Genomic DNA, 15,916 nt, shown 5'->3' with positions numbered 1-15,916 from the left:
TTCGGAATCAGCTTACTTCTTGAGCAGGGCGCACTTGGACTCGGCGACCGTGGTGAAGGCCTGGTCACCAGGGATCCTGGCCACGGTTTTGTAGTAGTCCCATGGCGTGGTCGATTCCTTGGCCGTCTTGACCTGGAACAGGAACATGTCGTGGATCATGCGGCCGTCGGCGCGGATCTGGCCCTTGTTGTAGAAGTCGTCGATCTTCATGCCCTTGAGCGTGGCCATGACCTTGTCGCCGTCCGTCGTGCCGGCGGTCTGCACGGCCTTCAGGTAGTTGGTCGCGGCAGAGTAGTCGGCGGCCTGCAGGCTCGAAGGCATGCGCTTGTACTTGTCGAAGAAGCGCTTGGCAAACTTGCGCGACGCATCGTCCTGGTTCCAGTACCAGCTGTCAGCCAGTTGCAGACCTTCGGTGTTGGCCAGGCCCAGGCTGTGCACGTCGTTGATGAACACCAGCAGGCCGGCAACCTTCATGGTCTTGTTGATGCCGAATTCCTTGGCGGCCTTCATGGCGTTGGTGAAGTCGCCGCCCGCGTTGGCCAGTGCCAGCACCTGGGCCTTGGACGATTGCGCCTGCAGCAGGAAGGACGAGAAGTCGGAGGCATTGAGTGGATGGCGCACTGCGCCGGCCACGGTGCCGCTGTTGGCCTTGACCACGGTGGAGGCATCGGCTTCGAGCGAGTGGCCGAACGCATAGTCAGCCGTCAGGAAAAACCAGTTCTTGGCACCGGATTTGACCAGGGCGCCGCCGGCCACTTTGGCCAGTGCCACGGTGTCGTAGGCGTAATGCACAGTGTAAGGCGAGCAGGCTTCATTGGTCAGGCGGGCCGAGCCGGGGCCGATGGCGATGAAGGGTTTCTTTCTTTCCTCGGCGATCTTGGCCATGGCCAGTGCCGTGCCCGAATTGGTGCCGCCGATCAGCATGGACAGGCCGTCCTTGTCCATCCACTCGCGGGCCTTGGAGCTGGCCACGTCAGCCTTGTTCTGGTGGTCGGCGGTCAGCACTTCGATCGGACGGTTCAGCACCTTGCCGCCGAAGTCCTGCGCCGCCCACTTGATCATTTCACCGCCGGCCGGGCCGTCGATGTCGGCGTACAGGCTGGACATGTCGGTGATGAAACCGATCTTGACGGGGCCGGTGTTCTGCGCGGAGGCGGCGGCGGCAAAGCCGATGGCCAGTGCGGCGACGAGGGTCTTGAGTTTCATGGGGTCTCCTTGGGTTGTGGTCGAAAGCGGAAAAAGGGAAAAAAGAGGGGAAGGGCTGGCCGGATGACGGTCAGACGCCGAGGTATTCCTGCAGCATGCCCATGTTCTGGGTCAGCTCGTTCTGCGCAAACTGTTTCACGATGGTGCCGTGTTCCATCACGTAAAAGCGGTCGGCCAGCGGCGCGGCAAAACGGAAGTTCTGCTCGACCAGCACGATGGTGTAACCCTTGGCCTTGAGCGTCAGAATCATTTCGGCGAGCTTTTGCACGATGACGGGCGCCAGGCCTTCGGAGATTTCGTCGAGCAGCAGCAGGCGCGCGCCGGTGCGCAGGATGCGTGCCACCGCCAGCATCTGCTGCTCGCCGCCCGACAGGCGTGTGCCGGGGCTGGACGCGCGTTCCTTCAGATTGGGAAACATGCCGTAGATTTCGTCGATGCTCATGCCGCCCGGTGCCAGCGTGGGCGGCAGCATCAGGTTTTCCTCGGCGGTTAGGCTGGCGAAGATGCCGCGTTCTTCAGGGCAGTAACCCACGCCCAGGTGCGCCACCTTGTGCGGCGCCAGCTTGATGGTTTCTTCACCGTTGATGCGGATCGAGCCCTTGCGCGAACCGGTCAGGCCGACGATGGCACGCATGGTCGTGGTGCGACCAGCGCCGTTGCGGCCCAGCAGCGTGACCACCTCGCCCTCGTGTACGGTCAGGTTCACGCCATGCAGGATGTGCGACTCGCCATACCAGGCGTGCAGGTTCTCGATTTTCAGGAGTTCCTTGGACATCAGTGGGCTCCCTGCAGTTCGGTGTTGGTCGTGCCCATGTAGGCCTCGATCACCAGCGGGTTTTTCGACACGTCGGCGTAGGGACCGTCGGCAATGATGGCGCCGCGCTGCAGCACCGTGATGCGGTCGGCAATCGACGAGACCACGTTCATGTTGTGCTCCACCATCAGGATGGTGCGCCCGGCGGAGACCTTCTTGATCAGCTGGGTCACGCGGTCCACGTCTTCGTGGCCCATGCCCTGGGTGGGTTCGTCCAGCAGCATCAGCTCCGGCTCGAGCGCCAGCGTGGTGGCCAGTTCCAGCGCGCGCTTGCGGCCGTAGGGCAGGTTGACGGTCAGTTCGTCGGCGAAGTCCTGCAGGTCCACCTCGGCCAGCAGCTGGCGGGCGCGTTCATGCAGGGGGAACAGCGTGCTTTCGGCCTTCCAGAAATGAAACGAGGTGCCGAGGTTGCGCTGCAGCGCCGCGCGCACGTTTTCCAGCACGGTCATGTGCGGAAACACCGCCGAGATCTGGAAGGAACGGACAATGCCGCGCCTGGCCGTCTGCGCCGGCTTTTCGGTCGTGATGTCCTTGCCGTTGAACAGGATGGTGCCGGTGGTCGGGTGCAGGAATTTGGTCAGCAGGTTGAAGAAAGTGGTTTTACCCGCGCCGTTGGGGCCGATCAACGCGTGGATATGGCCGCGCTGGACCTTCAGGTCCACCTGGTTGACGGCCACGAATCCCTTGAATTCCTTGGTCAACCCACGCGTTTCAAGAATGAACTCCGCTGACAAATTGCTCTCCGGCTGCAGACATTGACGTGGCGGGCGCACAGGCCCTTCACAGAGAACTGGATGCTAACGAGTCGCGTTGTAGCGCGTGAGCGGGTTAGGACTTAGGTAGTTTTACGTGCCGGGCTATCGGAGGAAAAACACGCAGGCGAAGCCGTTCTTTGCCGGGGGGTGAGGATGGTGATCGCGTCAGGTTTTTGTCAGAAAAAAAGCCGGTGGGTGCCGGCCGGTTTTCTGCTGAAAGGCCAGCCGTTCAGTCGGCCTTTCAGCGTGCGTGGGTCACGCCGCCGTCGACCACCAGCGTGGAGCCGACCACATAGTCGCCGGCGCGTGAGGCCAGGTAGATGGCGGCGCCGGCCATGTCGGCGTCCTGCCCCACGCGGCCGGCCGGGATGCGTGCGGCGACCGCCTCGCCGTGGTCGCGGGCGTCCTTGTTCATGTCCGAGGCAAAGGCGCCGGGCGCAATCGCGCTGACCACGATGTTGTCCTGGATCAGGCGCAAGGCCATGCGCCGGGTCAGTTGGATCAGGCCGGCCTTGCTCGCCGCATAGGAATAGGTTTCCATGGGGTTGACGGAAATGCCGTCGATGGAGGCAATGTTGATGACCTTGGCGGGGCGCTGCTCGCCGGACTTGCGCAGGGCGGGGATCAGCGCCTGCGTCAGAAAAAAGGGTGTCTTGAGGTTCAGGTCCATCACCTTGTCCCAGCCGCTTTCCGGAAACTCGTCAAACGGTGCGCCCCAGGCGGCGCCGGCGTTGTTGACCAGGATGTCGAGCTGCGGCTCGTGCGCGCCGTACGCCGCGGCCAGGCCCCTAGCCCCTTCGAGCGTCGAGACATCGGCGGGCAGCGACACGCAGTGGCCCAGGCTGGCCAGTTCTTTGGCGGTCTGGTCGCAGGCCGCGGCCTTGCGCGCCGAGATGTAGACCCGCGCACCCTGCGCCAGGAAGCCGGTGGCAATCATGCGGCCGATGCCGCGCGAACCGCCGGTGATCAGCGCCGTGCGGCCCTGGAGGGAAAAAAGATCGTTCATGGAGGGCTCCTGTCTGTGGGGGGAGGGAAAGGCTTGCGTGGCAGCTTATCGCCAGCGCGGCGGCGAAGGCGTCACCTGCGTGTCTACGCTGCATGGGGTTGGTATTTTTGGCACACAATTTGACGATAAAAAGTGGCTCCAGCCCTTGATGTACAAGCGCAGTCAGCTATCAAAAAAGGAGTTCCTGAGGTTCTCGCTTCGGGGCCTGGCGTCGTGTCCGAATCGGCCCGGCCGGGGGAGTCCGGGTACCAAGCAGGGACTTTCCTGCAGGCAGGCACTTGCCGGGGGTAAGGTGGAGGACTCAGCCACCTGCCAAGGAGACCTCATGCGTGTCGACATTTACCGCCGGGCCGAAGCCAATCGCCAGTTTTCCTACCTCGCTGTGCCCGAGGGGCGGCTGATTCCCGAGGAGGCCACGAACAGCGATTGGGAGTCCGAAGCCCGCGCCGTGGAAATGGGTGCCAGCGCCGAGAAGATCAGCCAGTACGCGATTCCCCGTCCCGAGCAGCAAATTGCCGAAAAAGGATATGCCATCACCAGCGTCAACGGCGCCGGTCACTGAAAACGCCTAGTCTCCGCGCGCTGCGGCGGCCCGGAGTTTGTCTTTCTTGCTGGGGCGTTTGCCCTTGATGCCGCCCGTCGAGGGCGGGCTGGCGGCTTCGTCAGTTGACGGGTCCGTCGGCAGCGGTTCAAAACCTTCGATCTGCTCGAGCGGCAGCGCCAGCTGCTGGCGTTTTTCAATCAGGCGCCAATGCGCCAGCGTGTCCGCGCTGACAAAACTCAGGGCGACGCCGCTTTCTCCGGCGCGGCCGGTGCGGCCGATGCGATGGGTGTACTCCACCGCCGAACGCGGCAGGTCGTAGTTCACCACCACCGGCAACTGCGCAATGTCCAGGCCGCGGGCCGCCACATCGGTGGCGATCACCACCTTGAGCCGGGAGGCCTTGAAGTCGGCCAGCACCTGCGTGCGTTTTCCCTGGCTCAGTTCGCCATGGAAAGGCTCGGCGTTGATCCGCACCTTGCGCAGCTTGTCGGCCACGATTTCGGCCGCATGTTTGGTGGCCACGAAGACCAGCACCCGGCGCCAGCCGTTTGTCTGGATCAGGTGGCGCAGGAGCTGGGTGCGCCGTCCGGTGTCCACGGCAATGGCGCGCTGCACGATGTCGGGCGCCTGCTCCGGTCCGGCCAGCACGTCGATGCGGACCGGCTCGCGCAGCAGCGTCTGCGCCAGGGCCTGCACGGCGGGCGGCAGGGTGGCCGAAAAAAACAGGTTCTGGCGCTGTGGCGCAAGCAGGGCGAGAATGCGTCCGAGTTCGTCGGCAAAACCGAGCTCGAAGAGCCGGTCGGCCTCGTCAAGCACCAGTGCCGTGATGCCGGACAGGGCCAGTGCGTTGTGGTCCACCAGGTCCAGCAGGCGGCCCGGCGTGGCGACCACGATGTCGGCCCCGCCGCGCAGGTTCATCATCTGCGGGTTGATGGACACGCCGCCAAACACAGTCGCCACCTTCAGGGCCTGCGGCAGTTGCTGCGTCAGGCTGCGGACGGTCTCGCCGACTTGCGCCGCGAGTTCACGTGTGGGAACCAGGACCAGCGCGCGTACTCTGCGCGGCTTCTCGTGCGGGCCCGCCAGCAGTTGTTGCAGCAACGGCAGCACAAAGGCTGCCGTCTTGCCCGAGCCGGTTTGCGCCGAACCCAGAACATCACGGCCCTGCAGGATGGCGGGAATCGCAGCGGTCTGGATCGGTGTGGGCGCCAGATAACCCTTGGTGCTGACGGCGTGCAGCAGGGCGGGGGACAGGCCCAGGGAAGAAAATGGCATGAAGTAGGGCTTTGTGAGGGGGCGGCGGCAAAGGCCCAGTTTAAGCTGTTGCGCCACAAGGGGCCGCCGCCGGGGCCGCATAATCGAAGGCTTGCGAATCACGTCCGTCCGGGCTGATACCAGACCCCCTCGAAAGGCAAGCGTGAAAAAGACATTCCAGCTCAACATCGAAGGCAAAAACCGGGATCGCGTGCTCGACGCCGTCAAGCACGAAATCCGCAAATACGTCAAAAGGCAACGCCGGGTGCCGCTGCCCGAGAGCGTGGACTACTGGGATTTCGACTGCCGTTTCGGCACCAGCCCGGACAACGCCGCCGTGGTGCATTTTGCGACCATCATGGGCTTGATCGACGCGGTTGCCGCGGAAGGCGGCGCTGCGTTTTACATCGAACTGCTCGCCAAAGAGGGGCACCGCACGGCCAGACCCGCCGCGGCCCCCGCGGAAAGTACGGACGGGCAGGAGGCGTCGTCCTGAAGCTCCCTTTGCATTTTCTCGAGTTCGACTACAGCGAAGACGCGCAGGGCGTGGGGACTTTCGACGCGATGGCGTCTGTCCGGCCCGACCAGGTGGCCGCCGTCCGCACGGAAATCGTACAGGTGCTGGAGTGGGCGCACTCGGCCTTTCCGGGCCTGCAGGCGCCGCTGGACGATGGCGGGGAGTGGGACTTCAACCTGCAGGAGCAGGAAGAGGAGGCGGGCGACCGCTGGTACACGCTGACCCTGTCGATGGGCGGCAGCCCACAGTTCTGCGCCGCCTTCAGACAGCAATTCATTTACGCTTGAGTCTCTCAGGCCTGCGGCGGTGGCAGGCCCAGTGCGTGAAAGACCTGGATCGCCGCCCAGGCGTCGTTGGCTGAATACACGATCTGGCTCTCGGTGAGCTGCCGGTTGGCCCAGTTCGAGGTGGTGGCTTTTCTCGACTTGATGAAACGCCGGTTGAACACCACGGCGACCGCGCCGCGGACACCGAGCTCCTTCGCGTAGCCGCGACTCCTGAACACCGCGTTGAGATCCAGCACATTGCGCGGAGAAACACCCAGCGTGCGCCGGATCTGCTGATGATCGCCCGCCAACCCGAAGCCCACCTTGGCTGCCGTTTCCAGCTCGAGAAGGGCCGACACGGTGTCGCGGCATCCGGCGTCATACAGCTGGAACACCCAGGCCTTGTGCAGGGTGGAAAACTGCACGACATGCGGGCCCTCGGACACCTGGTCCCGGAAGAAGGTGGGTTTGGATTCGGTGTCGAAGCCCAGCACGGCGCTGCTCGCCAGTGACTGGAAGGCTTCATCGGCCTGCTGGCGCGTGGAGACCACAGAAATATCGGCCAAGCCGAGCTGCGCCAGGGGCTCGAGCCGGGCAAGCTCCTCCTTGGTCGGAGACGGCAGGTGCGACATGCGGGGTGCCGGCGCTCAGGCCGGGGTGACGACGCTGGGGATTTCCGTGGCCGGCGGCGTGTTACGGCTGCGGCCGCTGCGCACGATGCCGTCGATCATCACCATGCCCACACCGGGAATGTCGCCGCGCTGCACGCTGTCGAGCAGGTTCAGGCCGGCCGAATGTTGGGCCTTGTCCATGAACACGAAGTCGGCGTCGCGGCCGACCTCGATCAGGCCGCAGTTGAGCTGGCGGATACGCGCCGTGTTGCCGGTGGCAAAACAGAAGGCCAGTTCGGCCGGAATGTTGCCCAGGCTGGACAGCAGGGCGATGAGCCGCAACATGCCCAGCGGCTGCACGCCGGAGCCGGCAGGCCCGTCGGTGCCGAGGATTACCCGGTGCGGGCATTTGAGCTGCAGCGCGGCCTGGGCCGCCGCGATGGCGACCTTCTCGTTGCCGTTGTGCACGATCTCGATGGCCCGCGAGGACTTTTCACAGAGTTCGCAGACATGCTGCTCGGACAGGGCGGTGTGGCCGCCGTTGATGTGGCCGATCACGTCGGCGTCGGCTTCGAGCACCACGTCCTTGTCGATCAGGCCGGAGCCGGGAATCGATGGGCCACCGGTGTGGATGGTGCTCTGGATGCCGTACTTGCGGGCCCAGGCCACCATTTCCTTGGCTTCGTAGCCGGCCTTGACCGAGCCCAGGCCGACTTCACCGAGCAGCGTGACGCCGGCCTCGGCCAGCTCCTTGAAGTCCTGCTCGACCATGCCTTTTTCGATGATGGGGGCGCCGGCCAGCACCTTGACGCCGCCGGGGCGGAAGTTGTCGAAAGCCCGCTGTGCGGTGATGGCCAGGGCCTTGAGCCCGACGATGTCCTTGGGGCGGCCGGGCAGGTGCACTTCGCCGGCTGAGATCATGGTGGTGACGCCGCCGTGCATCGTGGAGTCAATCCAGCCGATCTGGTTTTGCCGCGGCGTCCAGTCTCCGAATACCGGATGCACATGGCTGTCGATCAACCCAGGGCAGACGCAGGTCTGGTGCGCATCGATGATGGTCTGCGCGCCCTCGGTGTTGCAGTCCTTGGCCTTGCCGACGGCGACGATCAGCCCATCGTTCACGACAATCGTGTCGGCATCCAGGATGGGTTTGTCGATGTCCCCGGACAGCAGCAGGCCGATGTTTTTGATCACCACTTTTCCGGATTTTCCGGTCGATACAGCTTCTGCCATGTTGTTTGCCCTCTCAAAGGTCGTGGGTGGGAATGTCCGCCGCCGGCGCGGGCGCGTCAGGGGTTGAGCATCACGGTGCGCAGCACGGTGCTGGTGATGAAAGCCTGCCAGGCGGCCAGGGCCTCGGGAGTCTGCAGGTCTTCCCCGAGGAAGGCCGACAGCGTGTGGCGGTTGGAAATGTAGAAGTAGCCGGTCGCCGCGATCAGCAGGTACACATTTCGTGCGGAGATGTCAGCGCGAAACACCTTTTTCTTCACGCCGCTTTCCAGTAACTTCTGGATGATCGCAATCGCGGGTGACGAGTACTCCCGGGCGCGCATGGACTTGGCGATGTGTTTGCCGCGGTGCAGGTTTTCCGTGTTGAGCAGCGTGATGAACTCGGGGTTCTTGCTGTAATAGGTCACGACAAAACGGATGACGTCCTTGAGCGACTCCACCGGCTGCTCCAGGTCAAGGTCAAGCTCCAGCTCGGCATCGTTCATCCGGCGGTACATGTCTTCCAGCACTTCGATGAACAGGCCTTCCTTGCTCCCGAAGTAGTAGTAAATCATCCGGTCGAAGGACTTGGCCGACTGCGAGATTTTTTCCACGCTGCCGCCCTCGTAGCCATACCGCGCAAAGACCTTGGTGGCGGCACGCAGGATGTTGTCGCGCGTGGTTTGCGCGGCCTGCTCCCGCACGCCCGGCCGCTTTGCTGAGGCGAGCCGGGCAGTCGCCGAACGTGGGGGTGTGGTTTTGGTGGCCATGGCGTCAGTTAGCAGGCGATAAGCGTGGGGGTCTTCTCTTCGCCAGCCGGGGCCACGGAGCCGGCTTTGCCGGGCCGCAGGCGCAGCGCCCCCTCGGGGGGCAGCGTACTACGCGAAGCGAGAAGCGTGGGGGTGTTCTCTTCACCAGCCGGGGCCGCGGAACCGGCTTTGCCGGGCCGCAGGCGCAGCGCCCCCTCGGGGGGCAGCGTACTACGCGAAGCGAGAAGCGTGGGGGTGTTCTCTTCACCAGTCGGGGCCGCGGAGCCGGCTTTGCCGGGCCGCAGGCGCAGCGCCCCCTCGGGGGGCAGCGTACTACGCGAAGCGAGAAGCGTGGGGGCCATATTATTGCTCGGCAAACGCACGCTCGATCACAAAGTCGCCGGGTCTGGAGGTGTTGCCCTCCACAAAGCCGCGTTTCTCGAGCATGTGTTTCAGGTCCTTGAGCATGCCCGGGCTGCCGCAGATCATGACGCGGTCCTGCGCGGGGTCCAGCGGGGGCAACTTCAGGTCTTCAAACATCTTGCCGGTTTCCATCAGGTCGGTGACGCGGCCCATGTTGCGGTAGCTCTCGCGCGTCACGGTCGGGTAATACAGCAGCTGCCTGGACACCATCTCGCCGAGAAATTCGTGCTGCGGCAGATGGTCCACGACCAGGTCGTGGTAGGCCAGCTCGTCGGCCTGCCGCACGCCATGCACCAGAACAATCTGCTCGAACTGTTCGTAAGTTGCCGGGTCGCGGATGATGCTCATGAAGGGCGCCAAACCGGTTCCGGTGGACAGCAGGTACAGCCGTTTGCCGGGAAGCAGGTAGTCGATCACCAGGGTGCCGGTCGGTTTGCGCCCGACGATGATGGTGTCGCCCACCTTGATGTGCTGAAGCCGCGACGTCAGGGGGCCGTCGGGCACCTTGATGCTCAGAAACTCCAGATGTTCCTCGTGGTTGGGGCTCACGATGCTGTAGGCCCGCAGCAGCGGCTTGTCGTTGACCCGCAGGCCTATCATCGTGAAATGGCCGTTGCTGAAGCGCAGCGACTGGTCGCGGGTGGTGGTGAAGGTAAACAGGCGGTCGGTCCAGTGGTGGACGGACAGGACTCGTTCTTCGTTGAAGGCGCTCATTGTGGTGAATGTAGGGGCTGGAGGTTCGGGGTGAGTGGTTCAGCCGTCGAGATGGATGCTCGCCAGCTTACCGGTTTTGTCTTTCCATTGCTCCGCCGTCGCCAGGGGCGCAATGCGCCTGGAAATGGTGGGCCATTGTCTGGCGAGGCGCTGGTTGAGCTCGAAAAAGGGTTCGAACTGCGGGGGCGTGTCCGCGTCGGCGTAAATGGCGTTGACCGGACACTCGGGAATACACACGGCGCAGTCAATACACTCGTCGGGATCGATCACCAGAAAGTCGGGCCCCTCCTTGAAACAGTCGACCGGACAGACGTCCACACAATCCGTGTATTTGCATTTGATGCAGGCATCGGTGACGACGTGGGTCATGAGGTCCTTGAGGGGGTCTGCCGGGAAGGCCGCCGGCGGTCGATGGCATCAATGTGCCATACAAATGTAGTGAACGCAACATTTAAATGTAGCGCCCATAACATTTTTTTGAGAAATTCCGGATTTGACGTGTAAACACTATTGCACCGGCCATGCGTATGCGCTACATTGATTTCAAATGTAGCAAGTGCAACATTAAAGTTGAGCAAGCGCTACATCTGGAGTGGCGCGCGGGATGACCGGCAGGACGAAGGCAAACACGATGACCGAGCATACAAAAACGGACGGATTACCAGGCATGGATTCCCCGGGGCTTCCCCAGGTCCTGGAAAAGGCCCGGCCGCGCAGCGAGCGGATGAACAGCGAGAAGATTGAATGCAACGCCTGTCCGGTGTTGTGCCAGATTTCCGACGGCCGCAGCGGCGCCTGCGACCGGTATGCCAACCAGGGCGGTACGCTGGTTCGTGTTGATCCCGTGCTGTTGCTGCGCCGCACCCTGGACGGTGGCGAGCCTGTGCTCGTGCCGTTCACTGCCCGTACCGCCGTCGCGGGCATGCCTGATCCGGCCGCATTGCCGGAGGCCTCCCCGGACGAAACATCCTGGAGCGGTGACCTGCTGCTGGCCGACGAGGTGTTCGTCACCGGCGTGGGCTCCTCGACGACCTACCCCGACTACAAACCGGCGCCTTTCATCGTGTCGTCCAGGGCGGCTGGCGTTGACATGGTGACGGTGGTCACCGAAGGCATCTTCAGCTACTGCAGCCTCAAGGTGAAGATAGATACCGACCGCTTCCTCGGCGCAGAGCAGGCCAATGTGCGCTGCAAGGGCGAAGTCGTGGGCCATGTGACCACGGCGGAGTATGGCTCCCAGATGTTGTCGCTCGGTGGCGTGCATCACCTGACCGGAGGCAGCAAGAAAGAGGGTCGCGTGACGGTCGAGATGATGATGGCGCTGGGCAACAAGCAGCCGGCCGAACTCACGATTGACGGCGGTTCCCAGATCCTGATCCAGGCCGGCCGCGCACCCATCGTCAACGGGGTGGAAGAAAAGCGCATGCGTGTGGGCTGTGGCTCGGCCACCATCGGCATTTTTGCGAAGCAGTTTTTCGGCAAGCTTGACGAGGTGGTGGTGGTCGACGATCACATCACCGGTGTGCTGACCGAGCACCAGGCCGGCCGCTGCCTGGACATGCGTCCCTCGGGAATCAGGATGCGGGGCCGCAAATCCACGCCGGGACGTTATTTCCAGGTGGCCAACCCCGGAACAGGGTGGGGCGGCACGGACATCGCCGATCCGCTGGCCATCATTGAAAGCTGGGATGCCGAGGCGGCCTGGCCCGGCCTGCGACTGCTCATGACATCGACCACCGGCGAGCACGCGAGCTGGTATGTCCTTGACGACAAACTCCAGCCGGTGGAGCAGGACATGCCCGAAGAGGTGCGCCGCATTGTCGAGCGCATCGGCGAAAACTGCGAGCCTTCGCTGACGACTGTGCTTTTCCTGGGTGGCGCCGGCGGCAGCCTGCGTGCCGGGGTCACGGAAAACCCGGTTTTGCTGACGCGTGCCATCAAGGACGCGCTGGTCAATGTCACCTGCGGCGGGGCGCCCGCCTATATCTGGCCGGGCGGCGGGATCACTGTGATGGCCGACGTCATGCGCATGCCGGACAACAGCTTCGGCACCGTGCCCACACCGGCCATCGTCGCACCCATTGAATTCAGCATGAAGCTCGACGATTACCGTGCGCTGGGCGGTCACATGGACCATGTGCGCACGCTGGAGGATGCACTGCGCCGGGGTGCTTGGCACAACGAAGGTGCGCCCACGTCCCGTAAGTGGGTGCCCTTGCCCGCCGCCAATCCATGGCCGCTCGCGCGGCCGCCATTGCTGGGTTGAGGCAGGCGACGCATGGATGCCCAGCGCACGCTACTGCCCGACGGCCGCTGGCATTTCCAGCACGGTCCGATGGACATCGTCATTGGGGCAAGCGGCAGTGCTGAGGCGCTGGAGCTGGCGCACACCGATGCCTGGCTGCGTTTTCGCGGCATCCTGGATGAACTGGTGCAGGAGCTGGTCTTCCTGCGGCTTCCCGTGCGCGGCGAATGCCCGGTGCGGGGCCCGGTTGCCAGGCGCATGTGGCATGCCTGTCAGCCATATAAAAGCAGTTTCATCACCCCGATGGCCGCGGTGGCCGGCGCCGTGGCGCAGGAGCTGGTGGCCTGTTACGCCGTCAGCGGCGTGACGCGTGCCTGGGTCAACAATGGCGGCGACATCGCCCTGCATCTCACGCCTTCCCAGTCGGTGCGCATAGGTCTTTACGCCGACCTTTCGCGGCTGAGCATGGACGAAATTCTTGAGGGGGTGCAGACCGATGGCCAGTTCGAGGTGGCCAGTGTGCTGCCCGTGCGCGGCGTGGCCACCAGCGGCTGGCGCGGCCGCAGTTTTTCACTCGGCATCGCCGACAGCGTCACGGTTCTCGCACGCACCGCGTCCGAGGCCGATGCGGCGGCCACCGTGATTGCCAATGCGGTCGATCTGCGCGATACCCGCATCCGGCGCAGGCCGGCCTGCGAATTGAAGGATGATTGCGACCTCGGCGCCATTCCCGTCACAGTCGATGTGCCGCCGCTGGAGCCGGCGCTGGTGCAGCAGGCCTTGCGGGCGGGCCTCAAGCGCGCGCAGGCCTTGCGCGCTGCGGGCCTGATCTGGTCGGCCGCGCTGGTTTGCCAGAATCAGGTGATGACCACCGGTGCGGTGGACACGCTTGCCCTGGAAAACCGGCATGCTGACAGCCGGGGCGTGCAAGTTGGTTCAGTATTTGCTTAATGAAATGGATGGACGCAAACCGATGATTGAAATACGACGCATCTTCACGCACGTGGAGCAGATCTGGCACGAGTTCGGCCCGGTCGCCCCGGTGCCGCTGATGCGCGGCGCCATTGCTGCCGTGCTGACCAATCCGTTTGCAGGGCGCTACGAGCCCGACATCCTGCCCATGATGGAGGCGCTTCAACCCGTCGGTATCGACATGGCCGAACGCCTGCGCGCGGCGATGGACGTGCCGGCGGACCGTATCGAGGGTTATGGCAAGGGGGCGATCGTCGGTGCGGCGGGCGAGCTCGAGCACGGTGCGCTCTGGCATGTCCCTGGCGGTTACGCAATGCGGGAACTGCTGGGCTGGAAGGGTGATGCTGCGGCTTATGCCAAAGGGCAGGGCGAGGAAAAATCCGGACGCCCTGGCAATGCCCTCTCCATCGTGCCTTCCACCAAGAAAGTGGGTGCACCCGGTACCGCGCTGGACGTTCCCATGACACACATCAATGCCGCCTACGTGCGCAGTCATTTCGATGCCATTGAAGTTCGCGTTCCCGGCGCCCCCCTGCCGGACGAAATTGTCTTTATTCTTGCCATGAGTACCGGTCCCCGTGTCCATGCGCGGGTAGGTGGGCTGGCAGCCCAGGCCATCAGCAAGTGGGACGGCCTGCGCTGAGGCGCCATCGACACAACGACAACACGCAAGGACCACAACATGACAGCCACAATCAGAAAAATCATTGTCCAGGTCGACGAGACCCGGATGGAAATGGGACAAGCAGTCAATCCGCCGACACGGCGGGCGCTGGCCATGGCGGTGATCGCCAATCCGTTTGCCGGCAAGTACGTCGAGAACCTCGACGAGTTGATCGCCATCGGGGAAGAGCTGGGCGGCCTGCTGGGCGCCAAATGTGTGCAGGCGCTGGGCATTTCGCCTGGCCAGGCGCAAAGTTACGGCAAGGCGGCGATTGTCGGCGAGGCCGGAGAACTGGAGCATGCCGCAGCCATCCTGCATCCCAAACTGGGTGCGCCCTTGCGTCTGGCAGTCGAAAAGGGCGCGGCCCTTGTGCCGTCCAGCAAGAAGCGGGGCGGCCTCGGTACCGCGATCGACGTTCCGCTCGGACACAAGGACGCGGCTTTTGTGCGCAGCCATTTTGACGCCATGGAGGCGCGTGTCGCCGATGCACCGCGTGCCAATGAAATTGTGGTTGCAGTCGTCGTCACAGACAGCGGCCGACCACTACCGCGCGTGGGCGGCTTGCAAGTCCACGACATCAAGGGCGAGGATGGGCTCCGGTAAGCGGCGCTCCTCACCAACCATTCCGATCCACGACAAGCAGGAGTTTTTTTATGAAGATGCAATACAAGATGCTGGGCACCATGACTTTTCTGGGTCTGATGGCCTCGCTGGGGGCCGCCCACGCGCAGGGGGTCATCAAGATCGGCGAGATCAACAGCTACAAGGCCCAGCCCGCCTTTCTCGAGCCCTACAAGAAGGGGATGGAACTGGCTGTCGAGGAAATCAATGCCGGCGGCGGCATCAATGGCAAAAAGGTCGAGTTGATTGTCCGTGACGACAACGCCAACCCCGGTGACGCGGTCCGTGCTGCCGAGGAACTGGTTTCGCGCGAGAAGGTGGACGTGCTGACCGGCTCCTTTCTCTCGCACATCGGCCTGGCACTGACGGACTTCGCGAAACAGAAGAAATTTTTCTTTCTTGCCGCAGAGCCGCTGACCGACAAGATCGTCTGGCAAAACGGCAACCGCTACACCTACCGCCTGCGCGCTTCCACCTACATGCAGGTGGCCATGCTGGTGCCCGATGCGGCCGCGATGAAGAAAAAGCGCTGGGCTGTGGTTTATCCCAACTATGAATACGGCCAGTCCGCGGCCGCCAGCTTCAAGAAGCTGCTGAAAGCGGCACAGCCCGATGTGGAGTTCGTCGCCGAACAGGCGCCGCCTCTGGGCAAGGTGGACTCCGGCAGCGTGGTGCAGGCCCTGGCCGATGCCAAGCCGGACGCCATCTTCAATGTGCTTTTCGGTGCCGACCTGTCCAAGTTTGTGCGCGAGGGCAACACCCGCGGCCTGTTCCAGGGCCGCGAAGTTGTCAGCATGCTGACCGGTGAACCCGAGTACCTTGATCCGCTCAAGGACGAGACGCCCAACGGCTGGCTGGTCACCGGTTACCCGTGGTACGGCATCCAGACGCCCGAGCACAAGGCCTTCTTTCTGGCTTACCACGGCAAGTACAAGGACTACCCGCGTCTCGGTTCCGTAGTGGGTTACAGCGCCATCAAGTCGCTGGCCGAAGGTATGAAGAAAGCCAAGTCCACGGATACCGAAAAAATGATCGCAGCCTTCAGCGGCCTGAAGGTCAGCACGCCTTTTGGTCCCGTGGTCTACCGTCCTGAAGATCACCAGTCCACCATGGGCGCCTACGTCGGGCGCACCAAGAACGAGGGCGGCAAGGGTGTGATGGTGGACTACCGCTACATGGACGGCGCGAAATTCCAGCCGTCAGCTGCAGAAATCAAGAAGCTGCGCCCCGCCGACTGAGCAGGCTGGCGCACGGCGACACCAGGTTCGGTCCCGCGCCATTGGCGCGGGTGCCGGCCGAAGGTTTCGCCGGCGATGGACTCCTGCACGGAGGCCCAGGCCTGTCGT

Annotated in this window: 18 protein-coding genes; 8 read left to right on the top strand and 10 right to left on the bottom strand. The window is 63.6% G+C overall.

Going from position 1 to position 15,916, the window contains the following annotated elements:
* Positions 1 to 12: 12 nt before the first annotated feature.
* The 4 genes from B7X65_RS09210 to B7X65_RS09195 form a co-directional block, all read right to left on the bottom strand.
* On the bottom strand, positions 13 to 1,206 hold the full coding sequence (locus tag B7X65_RS09210) for an ABC transporter substrate-binding protein (RefSeq protein WP_293593985.1): 1,194 nt from the start codon (positions 1,204 to 1,206) through the stop codon (positions 13 to 15).
* A 70-nt stretch (positions 1,207 to 1,276) separates the two neighbouring features.
* The gene (locus B7X65_RS09205) at positions 1,277 to 1,981 is read right to left on the bottom strand and encodes an ABC transporter ATP-binding protein (protein ID WP_293593984.1); all 705 of its coding nucleotides are present in this window, start codon (positions 1,979 to 1,981) and stop codon (positions 1,277 to 1,279) included.
* On the bottom strand, positions 1,981 to 2,754 hold the full coding sequence (locus B7X65_RS09200; RefSeq protein ID WP_293593983.1) for an ABC transporter ATP-binding protein: 774 nt from the start codon (positions 2,752 to 2,754) through the stop codon (positions 1,981 to 1,983). Before B7X65_RS09200 ends, B7X65_RS09205 begins: the two co-directional genes overlap by 1 nt.
* 262 nt (positions 2,755 to 3,016) lie before the next feature.
* Positions 3,017 to 3,781 carry an SDR family oxidoreductase gene (locus B7X65_RS09195; RefSeq protein ID WP_293593982.1) on the bottom strand — a complete coding sequence of 255 codons (765 nt, stop codon included), beginning with the start codon at positions 3,779 to 3,781 and terminating at the stop codon, positions 3,017 to 3,019.
* Positions 3,782 to 4,106: 325 nt separating this feature from the next.
* On the opposite strand from B7X65_RS09195, the gene B7X65_RS09190 reads away from it, so the two are divergent.
* The gene (locus tag B7X65_RS09190; protein WP_293593981.1) at positions 4,107 to 4,343 is read left to right on the top strand and encodes a DUF6139 family protein; all 237 of its coding nucleotides are present in this window, start codon (positions 4,107 to 4,109) and stop codon (positions 4,341 to 4,343) included.
* A 6-nt stretch (positions 4,344 to 4,349) separates the two neighbouring features.
* Here B7X65_RS09190 and B7X65_RS09185 read toward each other — a convergent pair whose 3' ends face one another.
* Complete coding sequence (locus tag B7X65_RS09185) at positions 4,350 to 5,600, bottom strand: DEAD/DEAH box helicase (protein WP_293593980.1); 1,251 nt, start codon at positions 5,598 to 5,600, stop codon at positions 4,350 to 4,352.
* 142 nt (positions 5,601 to 5,742) lie between these two features.
* Here B7X65_RS09185 and B7X65_RS09180 point away from each other — a divergent pair, with 142 nt between their 5' ends.
* A complete protein-coding gene (locus B7X65_RS09180) occupies positions 5,743 to 6,075 on the top strand; it encodes a DUF6172 family protein (RefSeq protein ID WP_293593979.1) in 333 nt (110 codons plus the stop codon).
* A gap of 8 nt (positions 6,076 to 6,083) precedes the next feature.
* Positions 6,084 to 6,383: a hypothetical protein gene (locus B7X65_RS09175; protein ID WP_240523555.1), complete on the top strand. Its 300-nt coding sequence runs from the start codon at positions 6,084 to 6,086 to the stop codon at positions 6,381 to 6,383.
* 5 nt (positions 6,384 to 6,388) lie between these two features.
* Here B7X65_RS09175 and B7X65_RS09170 read toward each other — a convergent pair whose 3' ends face one another.
* The 5 genes from B7X65_RS09170 to fdxA form a co-directional block, all read right to left on the bottom strand.
* The gene (locus B7X65_RS09170; RefSeq protein ID WP_293593978.1) at positions 6,389 to 6,994 is read right to left on the bottom strand and encodes a 3'-5' exonuclease; all 606 of its coding nucleotides are present in this window, start codon (positions 6,992 to 6,994) and stop codon (positions 6,389 to 6,391) included.
* A gap of 15 nt (positions 6,995 to 7,009) precedes the next feature.
* Positions 7,010 to 8,206, bottom strand: a complete 1,197-nt coding sequence (locus tag B7X65_RS09165; protein ID WP_293593977.1) for an amidohydrolase family protein — start codon at positions 8,204 to 8,206, stop codon at positions 7,010 to 7,012.
* Between the two features lie 56 nt (positions 8,207 to 8,262).
* Positions 8,263 to 8,952, bottom strand: coding sequence for a TetR/AcrR family transcriptional regulator (locus tag B7X65_RS09160; protein ID WP_293593976.1), 690 nt, complete (start codon positions 8,950 to 8,952; stop codon positions 8,263 to 8,265).
* 342 nt (positions 8,953 to 9,294) lie between these two features.
* On the bottom strand, positions 9,295 to 10,068 hold the full coding sequence (locus B7X65_RS09155) for a ferredoxin--NADP reductase (protein ID WP_293593975.1): 774 nt from the start codon (positions 10,066 to 10,068) through the stop codon (positions 9,295 to 9,297).
* 39 nt (positions 10,069 to 10,107) lie between these two features.
* Positions 10,108 to 10,437 (bottom strand): ferredoxin FdxA, encoded by a 330-nt coding sequence (gene fdxA, locus B7X65_RS09150; RefSeq protein WP_293593974.1) that lies wholly within the window; start codon positions 10,435 to 10,437, stop codon positions 10,108 to 10,110.
* Positions 10,438 to 10,699: 262 nt separating this feature from the next.
* On the opposite strand from fdxA, the gene B7X65_RS09145 reads away from it, so the two are divergent.
* The 5 genes from B7X65_RS09145 (at position 10,700) to B7X65_RS09125 (ending at position 15,808) form a co-directional block, all read left to right on the top strand.
* The gene (locus tag B7X65_RS09145; RefSeq protein WP_293593973.1) at positions 10,700 to 12,334 is read left to right on the top strand and encodes a 6-hydroxynicotinate reductase; all 1,635 of its coding nucleotides are present in this window, start codon (positions 10,700 to 10,702) and stop codon (positions 12,332 to 12,334) included.
* A gap of 12 nt (positions 12,335 to 12,346) precedes the next feature.
* Positions 12,347 to 13,264, top strand: a complete 918-nt coding sequence (locus B7X65_RS09140) for a UPF0280 family protein (RefSeq protein ID WP_293593972.1) — start codon at positions 12,347 to 12,349, stop codon at positions 13,262 to 13,264.
* Positions 13,265 to 13,286: 22 nt separating this feature from the next.
* A complete protein-coding gene (locus B7X65_RS09135) occupies positions 13,287 to 13,928 on the top strand; it encodes an amino acid synthesis family protein (RefSeq protein WP_293593971.1) in 642 nt (213 codons plus the stop codon).
* Positions 13,929 to 13,967: 39 nt separating this feature from the next.
* Entirely contained in the window at positions 13,968 to 14,552 is a 585-nt protein-coding gene (locus B7X65_RS09130; RefSeq protein ID WP_293593970.1) for an amino acid synthesis family protein, read from the top strand.
* Between the two features lie 80 nt (positions 14,553 to 14,632).
* Complete coding sequence (locus B7X65_RS09125; RefSeq protein WP_293594110.1) at positions 14,633 to 15,808, top strand: ABC transporter substrate-binding protein; 1,176 nt, start codon at positions 14,633 to 14,635, stop codon at positions 15,806 to 15,808.
* The last annotated feature ends 108 nt before the right edge of the window (positions 15,809 to 15,916 follow it).

The organism is Polaromonas sp. 39-63-25 (assembly GCF_002278925.1).
Taxonomy (GTDB): Bacteria; Pseudomonadota; Gammaproteobacteria; order Burkholderiales; family Burkholderiaceae_C; genus Polaromonas.
Note: the sequence above shows the minus strand (reverse complement) of the source record. Positions and strands in the feature narration are given on the sequence as shown.